Genomic DNA, 16,916 nt, shown 5'->3' with positions numbered 1-16,916 from the left:
TTGTCACGCCGGAGCAGGGCCCGTCGCAGCGCGGTGGCGGCGGACCCGGCGGACGACGAGAGCGATCACGAGCAGCGCCGGCACGGCCAGCGTCAGGTAGACCCAGAGCGGGGCGGCGAACGGTGACGGCCGGGGCTCTGACCCACCGAACGCGGCCCGGGTCAGCAGGTCGCCCGGCACCATCAGGTCGGTCGACCCGACCGGCGTGGTCACCAGCACCTCCCGACCGCCCTCGGGCGACAGCGCGGCGAGAGTGGCCTGCCGGTCCGTGTCCGCCTCCGTTCTGCTGACATAGCGCAGGAGCGGGTCGTCGCCGCGCCAGCCGACGATCCCGCTGACCGAGGTGCCGGCCGGCAGGGCCTGGCCGACCGCCTGACCGGTGGCCGCGTCCAGGAACTCGATTCGCCAGCTGCGCGCCGCCAGCTGCTCGGACGTGCACCTGGGCCCGGCGCAGCCGTCGAAGGCGAGCAGCGCGAGCCGCCGGCCGTCGGGATGCCAGGCGGCGGGGCCGGCCAGCATCCGCCGGTCGCCCAGGTCGACCTGCCAGCGAGGACCGCCGCCGGTCGGGTCCAGGACCACAAGTCGCTGGCGCTCGGCGAGCAGGGCAGGCACGTCCGGCGAGCCGGTGACCGCCACCAGGTCGCCACCGGGTGACCAGGCCGCCCCGGTGTGGGCGGCGAAAGTGCCCACGTCGAGCGTCCGCTCGGTGCCCCGGAACGGGTCGACGACGAGCAGGTCGTCGGGCTTCTCCGGATCGTTGAGCTGCTGATTGTCCGGTCCGTAACTGATCACACTGTCATCGTTGCTGCGGGTGCCCAGCACCTGCTGCCCGTCCGAAGACCAGGCCATCGGGTAGACGCCGGTGCTCATCGTGCGGCGCTGCCGTCCGGTGGTGAGGTCCAGCAGCTCGCCGGAGTCCGGCCGCAGGTAGTGCCGTCCATCCGGGGAGAGCAGTCCGTGCCCCTCCGCGATCCCGATCGGAATGAGCCGGTAGGCGCCGTCCCGGGCGACCAGCACGCCGGTCGACTCGAAATAGCGGGTGCGGTCGGTGAAGAACACCAACGCGGCCGGACCGGCCGGGCGTTGCCCCACGGTGGCCTGCCACAGCCACGGATCGCGCACCCGGCTCGGCACCACCCCGGCCGTGCCGTCGGTGACAGCGCCTCCGCCAGCCGTGCTGTCGGTGAGAGCGCTGCTCGCGGCCGTGGCGGCCGGCGCGCCGAGCGCCACGCTGTCAGCGGCCGTGGCCGCTGGCGCGCTGAGCGCGACGAGCCCCAGCGCGAGCCCGACAACGGTGGCACGCCGCAGTCGCCCGCCGGTCGATTCCATCGGCCCATTACACGCGATGACGGCCGGTCGTGATGCCCCGACCGGCCGTGTCGGGGACTACCGATCGGTGGGCGGGATGCGCCAGAGCCAGACGTCGTCGACCCGTTCCGGCTCGCCGAACAGGGCGGTGCCGGTACGCCGCAGCGCCTCCTCGTCGACCTCGAACTTCGCGCCGTGCACCTGGTCGGCGAGCACCACCGTCTCGATGCGCCAGTGCCGCAGGTCCGACCGGACCTCCCGGATCGTGCCGTCGGTGATGATGGGGACCAGCCCGGTGCGGCCGGCCTGGTCCATCAACGCGCTGAGCGTGCGCGGCACCGGACCGATCCGGCCCCTCCCGTCCGGCCCACCGGGGCCGAGAAAGAAGCCGCCGGGGATCTCGAACTCGCCCTGCCGGTGCGACAGCGCGTACGCCTGCCACCGCTGACCGTCCGGGTAGATGTCCACGGTCAGCGGCACCGGGGTCAGCACCCCGTCGGGCGAGACGTAGTCCCGCCAGGTGCCGGAGGTGATGAAACGCGGGATCGGCTCCCGCTCGTCGGTCAGCAGCGGGGTGGGCAGCAGCGGCACCAGGGCCGCCGCGAAGCCGAGCACCCAGGCCAGCTCCGTGGGGCGGTACCGGGGTGGCGCGGCGCGCAACTGGTCGACGGTGTACGCCAGCACCAGCCCGATCACCGGCGCGACCACCAGCGCCAGCCGGGCGGGCAGCGCGGCGTTCACCACCGGCAGTTGTCCGAGCAGGTCGAACGGCATGGGGAGGTCGGTGCGTCGCCCGTCGACCTTGGCGATCGGGCCGAAGGAGAGCACCGAGAAGATCAGCGCGAGGGCGCCCAGCGCCCAGAGGGTGGCCCGGCGGTGCGGGTCGGCCCGCCGCCAGAGCACGACGAAACAGACCACAGTGAGCACCAGCAGCGGAATGCCGAAGAACGAGTTCTCCTCGGTCGGGTTCGGCGCCAACGAGGTGCCCAACCCGGCCTCGCCGGCCAGCGAGCGGCGTGGGAAGGCGGCGAACGCCGCGATGTCCTCGGAGTGAATCGCCGGGTCGAAGCCGGTGCCGTGGAACCGCTGCGGCCCGGCGAAGTGCAACCACAGGGGGTACGACAGCAGCACGCCGGCGACCACGGCGGTCACCCCGAGCCCGCGCAGGAAATTGGGCAGCGCGGCGCGTGCCTCCGACCGGTTGGCCGGGTGCAGCGCCCAGATGGCGACGAACACCCCCAGCGCCAGCGCGGTGAAGAAGAGCCCTTCGGCGGCGATCGAGAAGGCCACCGCCACCAGCACGCCGAGGATCACCCCGTCGCGGAGCCAGTGCCCGGCTCGGCGCAGCGCGAACAGCCGCCAGATCAGCAACGGCACCAGCCAGCCGGCGGTCCAGTTCAGGTGCGCGTTGGCGTGCGAGACCATGCCGGGGGAGTAGGCGATGAACAGGGCGCCGATCCCGGCGGCCAGGCGGCTGCGGACCAGGTGGCGGGAGAGCAGCCAGTACCAGACCAGCGCGGTGGCGAGCAGGTTCAGGGTGAGGATCACCAGGAACGTCGCCGGTGGCCCGATCAGGTACGTGAGGGGGGCGAAGGCCACCGCGTACACAGTGATCGAGGTGTTGACCGCGAGGTTCACGCCGTCCGGGACGTTGATCAGGTACGTGAAGAGCGGGTTGTCCCAGTGGGTGACCGCGTGCCCGCCGAAGGCCAGCAGCCACTCGAACAGCGCCTGGTCACTGGAGTTGACGGTGATGGTCCGGGTGTTCGGGTCCCGCCACAGCCCACTGGTCACCCAGACGGCGAGCGCGAGCGCCACCAGCACGACGATCAGGTCGGCCCGGCGGTCCCGGACGGTGCGCTGCGGTGACGCGGGAGCGGGCCCGGTGGCCAGCGACGGGGAGGACGGCACGCAGCGGACGTTACCAACCGGACCTGGACGGTCCGGTCAGACCGGCGGTTGTCGTCGGTTCCGGTACGGCGGCGGCGGACGGGGTTCGGCGTACACAGCGTCCGTCGTGAATGTGTGAGTCCGCCCCATGTCATAGCGGCGACACATCGTCGTAACGTCTCGGCAACTCGACAGTGACCCAGTTCACAGTCTGCCCCTTCCAGGAGGCCGCCGTGCGCCGCTCCTCGTCCACCCTCACCAGGCTGCTCGGTGCGGTCGCCGGGCTCGCCCTCGCCGTCACGGGCGCGGTCGCCGTCGCCGCACCCGCCCAGGCCGCCACCCTCACCCAGGTCACCGGGTTCGGCTCCAACCCCGGCAACCTCGCCATGTACGCCTACCGGCCGGACAACCTGCCGGCCAACTCCCCGGCGGTCGTCCTCCTGCACGGGTGCACCCAGAACGCGTCCGGCTACTTCGCCAACTCCGGTTGGCAGAAGTACGCCGACCAGTGGAAGTTCTCCCTGATCGTCGCCCAGCAGCCGTCCGGCAACAACGCCAACTCCTGCTTCAACTTCTTCGAGTCGGGCGACACCACCCGCGGTCAGGGTGAGGCGCTGTCGATCAAGCAGATGGTCGACCACGCCAAGGCGAACTTCGGGGTTAACGGCTCCCGGGTCTACGTCAGCGGGCTCTCCGCGGGCGGGGCGATGAGCGCGGTCATGCTGGCCACCTACCCGGACGTCTTCGCCGCCGGATCGATCATCGCGGGGATCCCGTACCGCTGCGCCACCAGCATGGTCAACGCGTTCAGCTGCATGAACCCGGGTGCGGACAAGACCCCGGCCGCGTGGGGCGACCTGGTGCGGGGCGCGTACTCCGGTTACACCGGCCCGCGCCCCCGGGTGGCGATCTGGCACGGGACCTCGGACACCACAGTCACCCCGCTCAACGGCACCGAGTCCCGCGACCAGTGGACCAACGTGCGAGGCGTGTCGCAGACCCCGACCAGCACCTCGTCGCTGCCCGGCAACACCAGCCTGGAGGTGTACGGCAACGACGACGTACGCCTCTACCGGATCTCCGGTATGGGCCACGGCACCCCGGTCGACCCGGGCTCGGCGGCCGAGCAGTGCGGCACCGCGGGCGCGTACTTCCTGGACACCATCTGCTCGACGTACCGTGACGCGCTCTTCTTCGGTCTGAACGGCGGCGGGACCAACCCGACCCCGACCCCGACGGCCACCCCCACGCCGACGCCGACCGCCACGCCCACGCCGACCCCGACGGCCACCCCGACCACGCCGCCGACCTGCGTGACGGCCAGCAACTACGCGCACGTGGCGGCCGGTCGGGCGTACCAGTCCGGCGGCTACGCCTACGCCAACGGCTCCAACCAGCGGATGGGCCTCTACAACACGTTCTACACCAGCACCCTCAAGCAGACCGCCCCCAACCACTGGGTAATCGGCTGCTGACCCCACCCACCCACCCGCCTCTGTTGATCAAGAGGTTTGCGTCATCCGGAAGCCGGATCCTGACGCAAACCTCTTGATCAACATTGCGGTGGGCGAGGGCTCAGGTCAGGCGGGCCAGGACTGGCACAAGCGGATCCAGCGCGTCGCTGCGGACCACGAACCGGGTCACTCCCCAGCGCCGTTCGTGCTCGGCTACCGCCGTGATGATCTCGTCCACCGTGCCGATCAGCACGAACGGGGTGGCCAGGAGTTCGGCGGCGGTCATGCCGTTGCGCCGGGCCTGTTCCGCGGCGGCAGACTCGGCGTCGTCGGTGACCGCCACCGTCTGCACCAGCGCCTCCAGCGCCGGCGGGTCGGTCCGGCCGGCCGCGCCGGCGGCCACGCAGGCCAGTTGCGCCTCGATCTGGTCGGCCCGCCAGCGGGCCTCGTGCTGGTGGCCGTCGGCGAGGGTACGTCCGAACCCGGTCAGCCCGACCACGTCGGCGTGCGCGCCGGCCCAGCGCAGCAGCGTCGAGTTCGCCGTACCCATCGTCAGCGGGATCCGGTCCTGCACCGGCCGGGGTTCGTGCAGCACCGCCTCGCGCATCGTCAGCTCGGCCGAGTCGACAGTGACCGAGGCGCCGTCGAGCAGGGCGCGGACCGCCTCGGCGACGGCCACGCAACGGCGGACCCGGCCGGCCACGTCGGGGCGTTCCCGGCCGATCGCGCGCCACTCCGCCGGGGTGTGACCGGCGCCGACACCGAGCCGGGCCCGTCCACCGGAGATCAGGTCGAGGGTGGCCACGTCGGCCGCGAGCAGCATCGGTTCTCGAACACCGAGGTTCGACACGTACGAACCGAGCCCGATCGTCGAGGTGACCGGGGCGGCGGCGGCCAGCGCCACGAACGGTGACGTCACGTCGCCGGGATGGTCGGCGGCGAGCAGGGCGTCGAAGCCGGCGGTCTCGGCCCGCCGGGCGAGCTCGGCCCAGCTCGCCGCGTCGGTCGGGGTGGCCTGAAGGGAGAAGGTCGCCATCGGTCCAGCATCGGCCCACGCTGGTCCACCGACGACCCGCCGACCGCCGATTCTGCCAACGGCCGAACCGCGAGGAAGGGGGGTCAGGGGGTTAGGGCCGCTTTCAGGGCAGTGTCGAGGGTGGGGTGCTGGTAGGGGTAGGCGGCTCTGGTCAGGACTCCGGGGAGGACCCGGGTGCTGGTGAGGGCCTCGTGGGAGAAGCCGCCGAGGGCCACCTTGAGCGCCAGCGCGGGAATCGGGATGACCGCCGGCCGGTGCAGTTGCCGGGCCAGCTCGCGGGTGAACTCGGCGTTGGTGACCGGGTTCGGCCCCACCACGTTGACCGGGCCGGCGATGTCGTCGCTGTCGAGCAGGAAGCGGATCGCGTCCAGCCAGTCGGCCATCGAGATCCACGGCAGCCACTGCCGGCCACTGCCCAGCCGGCCGGCGATGCCGAGCTTGAACGGCAGCAGCTGCGGCTTGAGCAGGCCGCCATCGCGGTGCAGCGGCAGTCCGGTACGCAGCCGGACCACGCGTACGCCGGCGTCCTCGGCCGGACGGGTCGCGGCCTCCCACACCCGGCAGACGTCGGCCAGGAAACCTTCGCCGGCCGGGGCGTCCTCCTCGACCGCCCGGTCGCCCGTGTTGCCGTACCAGCCGACGGCGGACGAGTTGAGCAGCACCCGGGGTCGGCCCGTGGCGGGCAGCCCGGCGATTGTGGTCGCCAGCGTGGTGGTGGTGTCCACCCGGCTGGTGCGGATCAACCGCCGGTAGTCGTCGTTCCAGCGTTTGTCGCCGACGCCCGCGCCGGCCAGGTTGACCACGGCGTCGGCCTCGGCGACCACGGCCGGGTCGAGTTGCCCGGCGGCCGGGTCCCATCGCTGCTCCTGCGGCCCGCCCGGCGCTCGACGGACCAGCCGGGTGACCTCGTGTCCGTCGCGGACGAGCAGGTCGGCCAGCCGGGTGCCAAGGAAGCCGGACGCGCCGGCCAGAAGGATCCGCATACCCCCATCTTCGCCCAAACCCCCGCCCTCGGACGCACCTGCCGTCCCCCACCCCTCGCCGATCTTGCACTTCCGGTCGCCGTTCTACCCCGCTACGCCCCTTTTGTCGGGACAGGAAGTGCAAGATCGACGGGGCGAGGGCGGGCCGGGGGCGAGGGCGGGGTTAGGGGGTGCGGAGGTCGGTTAGGAGGCGCTCCACCTCGGCGTAGGACTCGGGGCTCAGGGGTCCCAGCTCCAGGGTGGCCAGGTTCTCGTCGGCCTGGGCGACCGTGCGCAGGCCGGGGATCGGCACGGTACGGGGGCTGCGCGCCAGCAGCCAGCCCAGCGCGCCCTGGGCCAGGGTGCGCCCATCGGCGGTGAGCGCCGCGCGGACCTGGTCGACCCGGGCCGCCCAGCGTGGCGTCGGCCGGCCGTCGGTGAACCATTCCAGCCACTCCGGTGCCCGTCCGCGCACATCGTCCGCCCCGACCGCCCGGGTCGACCCGGTGAGCAGCCCCATCGCCAGCGGGCCGCGGTTGAGGCTGGCCAGGTCGTGCTTGTCGCAGACCGCCAGCACCGCCGCGTTGTCGCGCAGCACCGACTCGTCGTGCTGGATCGCGGCGCAGTGCGGTCCGGCGGCCGCGAACGCCTCCGCCGAGGCTGGGTCGTCGGTGCTCCAGCCGTACGCCCGGATCTTGCCCTGGTCGACCAGGGCCTCCAGGGTGTCGACCAGATCGAGCGCGGCGGGCACCGGCAGTGCGTTGATGTGCAGTTGATAGAGGTCGACGTGGTCGGTGCCGAGCCGGCGCAGCGAGTCTTCCAGGCTGCGCACCGCGAAGGCCGGGCTGGCGTCGGTGCCGAGCGCCCGCCGGGTGCTCTCCTCGCTGACGTTGCCGAACTTGGTGGCGATCACCACGCTGTCCCGCCGCCCGTCCAGGGCTCGACCGAGGATCCGCTCGCTGTGCCCGGCGCCGTAGTTGCTGGCGGTGTCGAACAGGGTCACCCCGAGATCGAGCGCCCGGTGGATGGTGCGGATCGACTCGTCGTCGTCCACCTCGCCCCAGCCGAACGGCTGCCCGTCGTCACCCCAGAGCGGGCCGCCGATGGCCCAGCACCCCATTCCGATCGCGCTCACCGCGATGCCGCTGCGTCCCAGCGTCCGTGTCGTCGTCATGGTCACCAGCCTCCAACCTGGAGCGCGCTCCAGGTCAAGCGCTACCATCTCGCGAGATGAGCGGTTACGCCCCTTCGGAGGCCGCCCGCCGCAGCGGCTTCAGCCTGGACACCCTGCGGTACTACGAGAAGATCGGCCTGCTCGCGGACGTTGAGCGCACGGCGGGCGGGCAGCGGGTCTTCACCGACGACGACCTCGGCTGGCTGGTGCTGTTCCGCTGCCTGCGGGACACCGGGATGCCGATCGCGCAGATGCGCCGCTACGCGCAACTGGCCCGCGACGGCGAGCACACCACCGACGAGCGGCACGAGTTGCTGTGCCACCACGCGGCGCGGGTCGAGGAGCAGATGCGCCTGCTCCAGCGCCAGTACGACCACCTCCGGGAGAAGATCCGCTTCTACGAGCGACTACCCCCTGACGCCCCGGGCTCGGAGGCCGAGCAGGCCGGCTAGGGGGAACCGTGCGCGCTCAGGCCGAGCGGGCCGGAACCGTGCGCGCTCGACCTGAGCGGGCCGGTTAGGGGGGACCGGGCGCGGACAGGCCGAGCAGGTCCTCTGTCGTTCCGGGTCGACCGGTGAGCGCGTTCAGGGCGGTGACCAGCCGCTTCTCCTCGTAGCGGAAGTGCGACTCCAGCAGGGCGGCGAGCCCGGCCAGCTCGGCGCGTACCTCGGCGACCGGCACCGCCGCGTCGCCGCCCAGCAGTGCCTCGACCCGTTCCAGGATCCCCGCCACCACCTCGTGATCGGTGATCAGGTTGTCGATGACTGGGCGCAGCTCGGGGGCCTCCTCGGCCAGCAGCCGGAACGCGCCAGCGTCCTCACCGGTGTGGTGTCGGCCGAGCGCGGCGCAGAAGGTGAGGCAGTGTGCCCGCAGGTCCCGCGACGGGGTGTCGAGGCTTGCCTGCAGCCGGGCCAGCTCCGCGCTGAGCCAGAGGTGGATCTCGATCATCTGATTGCCGACGGCGGCGAGCCGGCCGGCCGGTGAACCGGTTGGGTGCACGTGTCGTCCCATGCTGTCCCCGCGCCTCCATGCCCACGGCGGCCTTCGGGCCGGGTGCACTGCGACGCTGGGCCGAAGTCTAGGGCCGGCCGGTCGCGCCCCCAAACGCGGGAATCACGGAGTGGTCGGTTCGTCGGTCTCCCGGACGTCGTGCCAGCGCGCCCGCCAGGCGGCCTCATGGGCCTCGTGGCTGGTCCGCTCCTGGAAGACGGCGGCCCGCAGGGCGTGCCGGGACTGTGCCATCACCACCACCTCCACGGCCACCAGCGCCACGCAGATCACTGTCGCGAGGATGAGCGCGCCCAGCGCCGGCAGGTGCTGGCCGACCGGAAGGGCCGCTGTGAGAACCACTATGACGCCGATGCGGGTCCAGGTGACGGTGTGCAGGGTGCGCAACTGGAAGAGCAGGTTGACGGCGAAGTAGCAGATCAGACCGCCGAAGAACATCGGTATCGCCGGTCCCTCGATCTTCTCGGCGATCCCGCCGGCCGGGTCGGTGATCTTGTGGAGGATCTCCTCGTTGCCGATCGAGAAGAGGATCACCCCGGCGATCATCGGCAGGTACGCGTACGCGTACGCGTCGCGGGCCATCGCCACCCGGGGGCCGCCCTCCGCCGCGTGCAGGGCGATCCGGGCGGCCGGCCCGATGAAGTCGAAGTGCGCCCACCAGAGGGCTGCGGTGACCACGATGCCGAGCGCGGCGGCGGCCACCGCCGGCCAGGTGACCGGCTTGCCGAGCAGGTTGCCGCCCACCCCCGTCGAAATGATCGACTCGCCCAGAGCGATGATCAGGATGAGGTCGTAGCGCTCGGTCCAGTGCTCGGCGCTGGTCACCCCCCAGCCCCAGGTCCCAACGATGAAGCCGGTGGCGTACTGCACCACCACCACGGCGATCCACAGCCCGTCGCGGACCAGGGCGGCCCGGTCGGGGTCGGTGATCTGCGGCGGGATGAGCGCGGCGGCCAGCAGCAGCACGATGCTCACCGCCAGCTCCGGAGCGAAGCGCCGCAGTTGCCGCCGCTCCTGCGGGCTGTCCCGCACCACGTGCTGATAGAGGATCCAGTGGATGCCGCGGACCACGACGTAACTGATCGCCACCAGCATCGGGCCGGCAGCGCTCCCCTTCGGGTCGGTGAACGCCTGTGGCAGCGCCAGCGCGAACGCGAACAGGGCGACCATCGCGATCACCATGAGCACCGGGACGTAACCCTCGCCCAGCCGGACCCGGGTGGCGACCAGGCTGTGTACCACCCAGATCCACCAGAGCACGGCGAGCACCAGGCCGGCGTGCAGCAGTTGCCGGCTGGAGATGTTCGCGGCGGTGGCCCGGGTGATGATGAAGAACGAGAAGACGAAGACCAGGTCGAAGAAGACCTCGAACTTGTCCACCCGGGCGCCCGGGGCGATCGGGACGGCCGGTCCCAGCTGTCCACCCCGCCGGTAGCCGCCCACGATCCCACTCTGGCAGCGTCCGGGCTGGTCGGAGGCCCGAACGGCGATGGCGACGGGCTCGGCGTTACCTCCGGCCCGGGTCGGGGAAACACCGGGGCCACGGCCTCCCGCAGCGGGCCGGTCGGTCCGCCCACCCCGGACAAGGATGGACAATGACGACCAACAACCCGATCACCACTTCGTTTGCCCATCACTCCACCGCGATGGACGTGATCCGGGGCGTGGACCTCGCCGGGCGGCGGGCAATCGTCACCGGCGGGTCCTCCGGAATCGGCGTGGAGACCGCCCGCGCCCTGGCCAGCGCAGGCGCGGAGGTCACAGTGGCCGTCCGGAACCCGGACGCGGGTCAGCAGGCCGCCAACGACATCACCGGCACCACCGGCAACGACCGGGTCCTGGTCGCCCCGCTCGACCTCGCCGACCAGGGTTCGATCGCCGACTTCGTGGCCAACTGGGACGGCCCCCTGCACATCCTGGTCAACAACGCCGGGATCATGGCGGCACCGCTGTCCCGCACACCGCAGGGCTGGGAGATGCAGTTCGCCACCAACCACCTGGGGCACTTCGCGCTCGCCAACGGGCTCCGCCCGGCACTCGCCGCCGGCGACGGGGCCAGGATCGTCTCGGTCAGCTCCGCCGCCCACCTGCGCTCGCCGGTGGTCTTCGAGGACATCCAGTACGACAAGCGGGAGTACGAGCCGTGGCAGGCGTACGGGCAGTCCAAGACGGCAAACGTGCTGTTCGCCGTGGAAGCGACCCGGCGCTGGTCCGACGACGGCATCTACACCAACTCGCTGATGCCCGGCGCGATCCAGACCAACCTGCAGCGCTACGTGAGCAAGGAGGAGCTGGACCGGATGCGGTCGGGCAACGCGGCGGCCTGGAAGACCGTCGAGCAGGGCGCCGCCACCTCCGTGCTGGTCGCCGCGTCACCGCTGCTCGACGAGGTGGGTGGGCGCTACTTCGAGGACTGCCAGGAGGCCGCCCCCGCCCAACCGGGCCAGCGGACCGGGGTCGCCGACTACGCGCTGGACCCGGAGGCCGCCGAGCGACTCTGGCAGGTCTCCACCGCCCTGCTCAAGAGCTGAGTACCAGAACGGGAAGGGCGCCCCGGTCGATGACCGGGGCGCCCTCTCGTCGTTCAGCGGATCAGGCCAGGCCCAGCTCCGACTCGAAGTTGCCGCCCTCCAGCCGCTCCTTGACCGCGGTCAGGAAGCGGGCCGCGTCGGCACCGTCGATCAGCCGGTGGTCGTACGACATGGCCAGGTAGACCATCGACCGAACCGCGATGACCTCGCCCAGCTCCGGGTCGTTCACCACGACCGGACGCTTCACCACGGCACCCGTGCCGAGCATCGCCGACTGCGGCGACGGCACGATCGGGGTGTCGAAGAGGGCACCACGGCTGCCGGTGTTGGTCAGCGTGAAGGTCGCCCCGGCCATCTCGTCCGGGGTGATCTTGTTGGCCCGGGTGCGCTCGGCAAGGTCGGCGATCCGCTTGGCGATGCCGCCCATGTTGAGGTCACCGGCGTTGTGGATGACCGGCACGAGCAGACCGCGCTCGGTGTCCACAGCGATGCCGAGGTGCTCGGCAGCCGGGTAGGTGATCGTGCCGCCCTCCAGGTCCATGCTGGCCTGGATGATCGGGTGGGTCTGCAGCGCCTCGATGGCGGCGAGGGCGAAGAACGGCAGGAAGGACAGCTTCACGCCGTGCTTGGCCAGGAACGAGTCCTTGGCCTTCGTCCGCAGCTTGGCGACCTTGGTGACGTCGACCTCGACGACAGTGGTCAGCTGCGCCGTCTCGTGCAGCGACTGCTGCATCCGCTTGGCGATGGTCGCCCGGATCCGCGGCAGCTTCTCCGTGGTGCCCCGCTTCGCGCTGGGCTCCGGCTTGACGGCCGGCTTCGCCGCAGCGGCCGACGGCGCGGCACTCGGCTGAGCAGCCTGGGCCGGCGCGGCCTTGGCGGCCTTCACCTTCTCGGCCGCCTCCAGCACGTCCTGCTTGCGGATCCGACCTCCCACGCCGGTGCCGTTGAGCGCGGCCAGGTCGACGCCGTGCTCACTGGCCAGCTTGCGCACCAGCGGGGTCACGTACCCGGCGGCCTCCTCGCCGGCACCCGGCGCCGGAGCGGACGGACGTGCCGGCGCCGAGGTCGACGCGGCAGGCTGCGCGGCCTGCTCGGTCTTCGCCGGCTGCGCCGAGCTCTCGGTCTCCGCGGCGGGCTCGCTGTACGAGGCGCCCTGCGTCGGCTCCTCGACCTTCGGCTCCGGCTTCGGCTCGGCCTTCGGCGCCGGCTTGGCCTCCGCCTTCGGCTCGGGCTTCGGCTCGGGCTGCGCCTGGGCGGGGGCCCCGCCGGCAGCGCCGATGATCGCCAGGTCGGCGCCGACCGCTGCGGTCTCGTCCTCGGCGACCTTGATCTCCAGCACCGTGCCGGCGACCGGCGACGGGATCTCGGTGTCCACCTTGTCGGTGGAGACCTCCAGCAGCGGCTCGTCGACGTCGATGGTCTCGCCGACCTGCTTCAGCCAGCGGGTGACCGTACCCTCGGTGACGCTCTCGCCCAGGGCGGGCATCTTCACCGCGGTGCCCTCGCCCGACGAGGCGGCGGCCGGAGCCGGCGCCTCGGCCGGGGCCTCGTCCTGGGCCACCTCGTCGGCGGTGCCCTCGGCGGCGGCCGTCGGCTCGGCGGCCGGCTCGACCGACTCGGCCGGGGCCTGCTCCTGCGGGGCCGCCTCGCCGCCGCCGGTCGACTCGCCCTCACCGGCGATGACGGCCAGCTCGCTGCCGACCTCGGCGGTCTCGTCCTCGCCGACCACGATCCGGCTCAGCACGCCGGCAGCGGGTGACGGGATCTCGGTGTCGACCTTGTCGGTGGAGACCTCAAGCAGGGGCTCGTCGACCTCGACCGTGTCGCCCTCCTGCTTGAGCCAGCGAGTGACGGTGCCCTCGGTGACGCTCTCGCCGAGCCGGGGCATGGTGACCGATACCGGCATGTTCTGAGACTCCTTCATTCCCCTGGTGGGATCTTCGCCCGTCGCCGGACGCCGCGGTTTTGGATGATCAGGCGTGCGCGTGCAGCGGCTTGCCGGCGAGGGCCAGGTGCGCCTCGCCCAGGGCCTCGTTCTGGGTCGGGTGGGCGTGCACGAGCTGGGCGACCTCCGCCGGGTACGCCTCCCAGTTGTAGATGAGCTGCGCCTCACCGATCAGCTCACCCACCCGGGCGCCGATCATGTGTACGCCGACGACCGGGCCGTCCTCGACCCGGACCAGCTTCACGAAGCCGGTGGTCTTGAGGATCTGGCTCTTTCCGTTGCCACCCAGGTTGTAGTTGTACGTCTTGACCTTGTCAGCGCCGTACTGCTCCTTGGCCTTGGCCTCGGTGAGGCCCACCGACGCCAGCTCCGGGTCGCAGTACGTGACGCGCGGGATGCCGACCTCGTCGATCACGGCGGGGTTCTGGCCGGCGATCTCCTCGGCGACGAAGATGCCCTGCTGGAAGCCGCGGTGCGCGAGCTGGAGGCCGGGCACGATGTCGCCGACCGCGTAGACGTTCGGCACGCTGGTGCGCAGCCGCTCGTCGGTCAGCACGAAGCCGCGGTCCATCTTGACGCCCTGCTCCTCGTACCCGAGGTTGGCGGTGTTCGGGCCGCGACCCACGGCGACCAGCAGCAGCTCCGCCTCGACGGTCTCGCCGCCCTGGATGGTCAGCTTGACGCCGCCCTCGGTCTTCTCGACCTTCTCGAACGGCTTGCCGACCTTGAAGTTGATCTTCCGCTTGCGGAACGCCCGCTCCAGCGCCTTGGACGACTCCTCGTCCTCGGCGGCGACCAGCCGGGGCAGCGCCTCGACGATCGTCACGTCCACGCCGAAGGACTTCCACACGCTGGCGAACTCGACGCCGATCACGCCGCCACCGAGCACGATCACCGACGACGGCACCCGGTCCATCGTGAGGGCGTGGTCGCTGGTGATGATCCGCTCGCCGTCGACCTCCAGGCCGGGCAGGCTCTTCGCGTACGAGCCGGAGGCCAGGACGATGTTGCGGCCGGTGTAGCGCTTGCCGTCCACCTCGACCACGTTCTTGCCGACCAGCTTGCCGGCACCCTCGACGATCGTGATGCCCTTGTTGCCCTTCAACATGCCCTGCAGGCCCTTGTACAGGCGGGCGATCACGCCGTCCTTGTACGAGTTGACCCCGGCCATGTCGATGCCGATCAGCTCGGCCTTGACCCCGAACTGCTCCGACTCGCGGGCCTGGTCGGCGATCTCGGCGGCGTGCAGCAGAGCCTTCGTCGGGATGCAGCCGTTGTGCAGGCAGGTGCCGCCGAGTTTGCCCTTCTCGACCAGCGCGACCTTCAGGCCCAGCTGGACGGCGCGCAGCGCGGTCGCGTAGCCGCCGCTGCCACCTCCGAGAATGACAATGTCGAAGGTCGCTTCGTTCGGCTCGCTCACGTCCAACTCCCAGGTCGCGTCGCTGCATCGGGGGTCACAGAGGTGTAACACGGACACACCCCACCTCGGTCATCTTGTCACCACTGGGCACAGGGTGCGTACCGAGGTGCCCAACGACACGTCATCGACACGTACCCTTGGCACCGTTGTCGATGACGCTCGGTGGGGGAGAGAACCGGTGGGCTTGTTCCGGCGCCGCAAACAGGCGGCTGTGCCGAGCCATGACCGTGCTGCCAGTCGTGGGGATCTGGACCATTTGGAGAACTTCATCCGGAGTCGGCGCGGCGTCGAGGCGTACATCGAACCCCGTACGACGGTGACCGAGACCACCGTCATCCTGATCGCCGACGACGGGGAGTGGACCCGTCGGCGCATCGACGGCCCGGACGGAGCCCGGCGCTTCGCGTACCGGATGGGCATCCCGGTCTACGACGTCCGGCTGATGGGCTACCCGCAGCGGATGCGCGACTTCAACGAACGCCGCAAACGTCGCCCCGAGCGGTAGTGAGCAACGCGAAAGGGGCCCCCGGCGGCGACCGGGGGCCCCTCGCTTTCCGTTCCGTCAGCCGTTGGCGGCGACATCCTCGACGAGCTGCACCAGCGTGCGGACCGGAACGCCGGTGCCGCCCTTGGTCCAGTAGCCGGTCGGCTCGCCCGAGTGGTAGCCCGGCCCAGCGATGTCGATGTGCGCCCACGCCACGTCGTCGGTCACGAACTCGCGCAGGAACACGCCGCCCTGCAGCATGTGACCGGCCCGGTCCATCCCGGCGTTGACCTGCGAGATGTCCGCCACATCCGACTCCATGCCCTTACGGACGTCGTCGGGCAGCGGCATCGGCCAGGCCGGCTCGCCGACGGCGTCGCCGGCCACCTTCACCCGGTCGCACAGCTGCGGGGTGCCCATCACGCCGGCCATCCGCTTGCCCAGCGAGATGACCTGGCCGCCGGTCAGGGTGGAGGTCTCGAACAGGTAGTCGGTGCCGTCCGCGCAGGCACGGGCCATGGCGTCGCCCAGGATCATCCGGCCCTCGGCGTCGGTGTTGAGCACCTCGACCCGCTTGCCGTTGAACATGGTGATCACGTCACCCGGCCGGTAGCTGGTGCCCGACGGCATGTTCTCCGCCATCGGCAGGTACGCGCTGACCGCCACCGTCGGCTTCAGCGCGGCGATCGCCAGCATGGCCGCGCCCACCGCGGCGGCGCCCGCCATGTCGGACTTCATCTCCCACATGCCCTGCGCCGGCTTGATCGAGATGCCGCCGGTGTCGAAGGTGATGCCCTTACCGACTAGCGCGACCCGCTTGCCGTTGCCGCCGCCCTGCGGGGTGTAGGTCAGCTTCACCAGCCGCGGCGGGGCCTCCGAGCCCTGCCCGACCGCGACGATGCCGCCGTACCCGCCAGCGGCCAGCGCCGCCTCGTCGAGCACCTCGACGCCGAGGCCCGCCTCGCGCGCCGCGCTGGCGACCGCGTCGGCGAACGACGGCGGACGCAGCTCGTTCGGCGCGGTGTTCACCCAGTCCCGGCTGAGCCGGACCGCGCCCGCCACCGCCTGCGCCCGGACGACCTCCGCCTGGGCTGCCGCGTCGGTGGCGTCCGGCACCGCGATGAGCACCTCGGCCACCGGCTCGCGCCGGGTCGGCTGGGGCCGGGTCTTGTAACCGGGGAACCGGTACCCACCCAGCAGCGCGCCCTCGGCGACCGCGCGCAGCTCGGCCGACGCGTCCGCGTCGTCCGGCAGCGGCAGCGCCAGCGCGACAGTGGGTGCGCCCGCCAGGGCACGGATCGCCGCACCCGCGGCCCGGCGCAGCGTCTCCGGGGCCGGGGCGGCACCCGACGGCTCCGGGCCGAGCCCGACCGCGGTGACCAGCGGGGCGGTCACGGTGCCCAGCGTGGCCAGCTTGATCACCTCACCCGGCCCGCCGGTCGCGCCGAGCAGCGCGAGGGTCTCGGTCAGCTTGCCGTCGAACGCGGCAGCGATGCTCTCGGCGCCGCTGGCGAGCAGCAGGGTGCCGGCGAGGCCGCTGGTGGCGCCCTGCTCTCCGGTCTGGCTGTGCACGCCGATCACGATCGCGTCGACGGCGAGCTCCGCCGGGTCGGTGTCGACCAGGCTCAGGTTGGTGGTGCGGGGTGAAGTCACTGAAGCTACTCCGGGCGGGCCGGGCCGGTCGCGGCGTCGCGTACCAGCGGT

General features: G+C 71.8%; 14 protein-coding genes. 4 read left to right on the top strand and 10 right to left on the bottom strand.

The window, feature by feature from the left end:
- Window positions 1-3: 3 nt before the first annotated feature.
- Window positions 4-1,329: a hypothetical protein gene (locus tag ABZU43_RS18910; RefSeq protein WP_355007773.1), complete on the bottom strand. Its 1,326-nt coding sequence runs from the start codon at window positions 1,327-1,329 to the stop codon at window positions 4-6.
- 57 nt (window positions 1,330-1,386) lie between these two features.
- On the bottom strand, window positions 1,387-3,219 hold the full coding sequence (locus ABZU43_RS18905; protein WP_355007772.1) for a DUF2079 domain-containing protein: 1,833 nt from the start codon (window positions 3,217-3,219) through the stop codon (window positions 1,387-1,389).
- 212 nt (window positions 3,220-3,431) lie between these two features.
- Here ABZU43_RS18905 and ABZU43_RS18900 point away from each other — a divergent pair, with 212 nt between their 5' ends.
- Window positions 3,432-4,673, top strand: coding sequence for a PHB depolymerase family esterase (locus tag ABZU43_RS18900; RefSeq protein ID WP_355007771.1), 1,242 nt, complete (start codon window positions 3,432-3,434; stop codon window positions 4,671-4,673).
- A gap of 100 nt (window positions 4,674-4,773) precedes the next feature.
- Here ABZU43_RS18900 and ABZU43_RS18895 read toward each other — a convergent pair whose 3' ends face one another.
- From ABZU43_RS18895 to ABZU43_RS18885, 3 genes are all read right to left on the bottom strand, one after another.
- Window positions 4,774-5,688 (bottom strand): LLM class flavin-dependent oxidoreductase, encoded by a 915-nt coding sequence (locus tag ABZU43_RS18895; protein WP_355007770.1) that lies wholly within the window; start codon window positions 5,686-5,688, stop codon window positions 4,774-4,776.
- An 83-nt stretch (window positions 5,689-5,771) separates the two neighbouring features.
- The gene (locus ABZU43_RS18890; RefSeq protein ID WP_355007769.1) at window positions 5,772-6,671 is read right to left on the bottom strand and encodes a TIGR01777 family oxidoreductase; all 900 of its coding nucleotides are present in this window, start codon (window positions 6,669-6,671) and stop codon (window positions 5,772-5,774) included.
- Window positions 6,672-6,834: 163 nt separating this feature from the next.
- Window positions 6,835-7,824, bottom strand: coding sequence for an aldo/keto reductase (locus tag ABZU43_RS18885; protein WP_355007768.1), 990 nt, complete (start codon window positions 7,822-7,824; stop codon window positions 6,835-6,837).
- 56 nt (window positions 7,825-7,880) lie between these two features.
- On the opposite strand from ABZU43_RS18885, the gene ABZU43_RS18880 reads away from it, so the two are divergent.
- Complete coding sequence (locus ABZU43_RS18880) at window positions 7,881-8,276, top strand: MerR family transcriptional regulator (protein ID WP_355007767.1); 396 nt, start codon at window positions 7,881-7,883, stop codon at window positions 8,274-8,276.
- A 64-nt stretch (window positions 8,277-8,340) separates the two neighbouring features.
- Here the strand turns inward: ABZU43_RS18880 and ABZU43_RS18875 are convergent, their stop codons facing one another.
- Both ABZU43_RS18875 and ABZU43_RS18870 read right to left on the bottom strand, forming a co-directional pair.
- Complete coding sequence (locus tag ABZU43_RS18875) at window positions 8,341-8,835, bottom strand: hemerythrin domain-containing protein (protein ID WP_355007766.1); 495 nt, start codon at window positions 8,833-8,835, stop codon at window positions 8,341-8,343.
- A gap of 102 nt (window positions 8,836-8,937) precedes the next feature.
- Window positions 8,938-10,275, bottom strand: a complete 1,338-nt coding sequence (locus tag ABZU43_RS18870; RefSeq protein ID WP_355007765.1) for a low temperature requirement protein A — start codon at window positions 10,273-10,275, stop codon at window positions 8,938-8,940.
- A 152-nt stretch (window positions 10,276-10,427) separates the two neighbouring features.
- Here ABZU43_RS18870 and ABZU43_RS18865 point away from each other — a divergent pair, with 152 nt between their 5' ends.
- Window positions 10,428-11,363: an SDR family NAD(P)-dependent oxidoreductase gene (locus ABZU43_RS18865; protein WP_355007764.1), complete on the top strand. Its 936-nt coding sequence runs from the start codon at window positions 10,428-10,430 to the stop codon at window positions 11,361-11,363.
- A 61-nt stretch (window positions 11,364-11,424) separates the two neighbouring features.
- Here ABZU43_RS18865 and sucB read toward each other — a convergent pair whose 3' ends face one another.
- Window positions 11,425-13,269, bottom strand: coding sequence for a 2-oxoglutarate dehydrogenase, E2 component, dihydrolipoamide succinyltransferase (sucB, locus tag ABZU43_RS18860; protein ID WP_355007763.1), 1,845 nt, complete (start codon window positions 13,267-13,269; stop codon window positions 11,425-11,427).
- Window positions 13,270-13,336: 67 nt separating this feature from the next.
- Window positions 13,337-14,728: a dihydrolipoyl dehydrogenase gene (lpdA, locus tag ABZU43_RS18855; protein WP_355007762.1), complete on the bottom strand. Its 1,392-nt coding sequence runs from the start codon at window positions 14,726-14,728 to the stop codon at window positions 13,337-13,339.
- Between the two features lie 178 nt (window positions 14,729-14,906).
- On the opposite strand from lpdA, the gene ABZU43_RS18850 reads away from it, so the two are divergent.
- Entirely contained in the window at window positions 14,907-15,233 is a 327-nt protein-coding gene (locus ABZU43_RS18850; RefSeq protein WP_355007761.1) for a hypothetical protein, read from the top strand.
- A 57-nt stretch (window positions 15,234-15,290) separates the two neighbouring features.
- Here ABZU43_RS18850 and ABZU43_RS18845 read toward each other — a convergent pair whose 3' ends face one another.
- Window positions 15,291-16,865 (bottom strand): leucyl aminopeptidase, encoded by a 1,575-nt coding sequence (locus tag ABZU43_RS18845; RefSeq protein WP_355007760.1) that lies wholly within the window; start codon window positions 16,863-16,865, stop codon window positions 15,291-15,293.
- Window positions 16,866-16,916 lie beyond the last annotated feature (51 nt).

Origin of the sequence: Micromonospora sp. NPDC005205, assembly GCF_040608275.1 — a bacterium.
Classification (GTDB): Bacteria; Actinomycetota; Actinomycetes; order Mycobacteriales; family Micromonosporaceae; genus Micromonospora.
This window is presented reverse-complemented; position numbering and strand designations above follow the sequence as displayed.

Bases quoted from the DNA above. Each gene is read 5' to 3' on its own strand.
- ABZU43_RS18880 (WP_355007767.1), top strand. From the start codon at position 7,881: ATGAGCGGTTACGCCCCTTCGGAGGCCGCCCGCCGCAGCGGCTTCAGC.
- ABZU43_RS18865 (WP_355007764.1), top strand. From the start codon at position 10,428: ATGACGACCAACAACCCGATCACCACTTCGTTTGCCCATCACTCCACC.
- ABZU43_RS18890 (WP_355007769.1), bottom strand. From the start codon at position 6,671: ATGCGGATCCTTCTGGCCGGCGCGTCCGGCTTCCTTGGCACCCGGCTG.
- ABZU43_RS18885 (WP_355007768.1), bottom strand. From the start codon at position 7,824: ATGACGACGACACGGACGCTGGGACGCAGCGGCATCGCGGTGAGCGCG.
- sucB (WP_355007763.1), bottom strand. From the start codon at position 13,269: ATGCCGGTATCGGTCACCATGCCCCGGCTCGGCGAGAGCGTCACCGAG.
- ABZU43_RS18910 (WP_355007773.1), bottom strand. From the start codon at position 1,329: ATGGAATCGACCGGCGGGCGACTGCGGCGTGCCACCGTTGTCGGGCTC.
- ABZU43_RS18875 (WP_355007766.1), bottom strand. From the start codon at position 8,835: ATGGGACGACACGTGCACCCAACCGGTTCACCGGCCGGCCGGCTCGCC.
- ABZU43_RS18895 (WP_355007770.1), bottom strand. From the start codon at position 5,688: ATGGCGACCTTCTCCCTTCAGGCCACCCCGACCGACGCGGCGAGCTGG.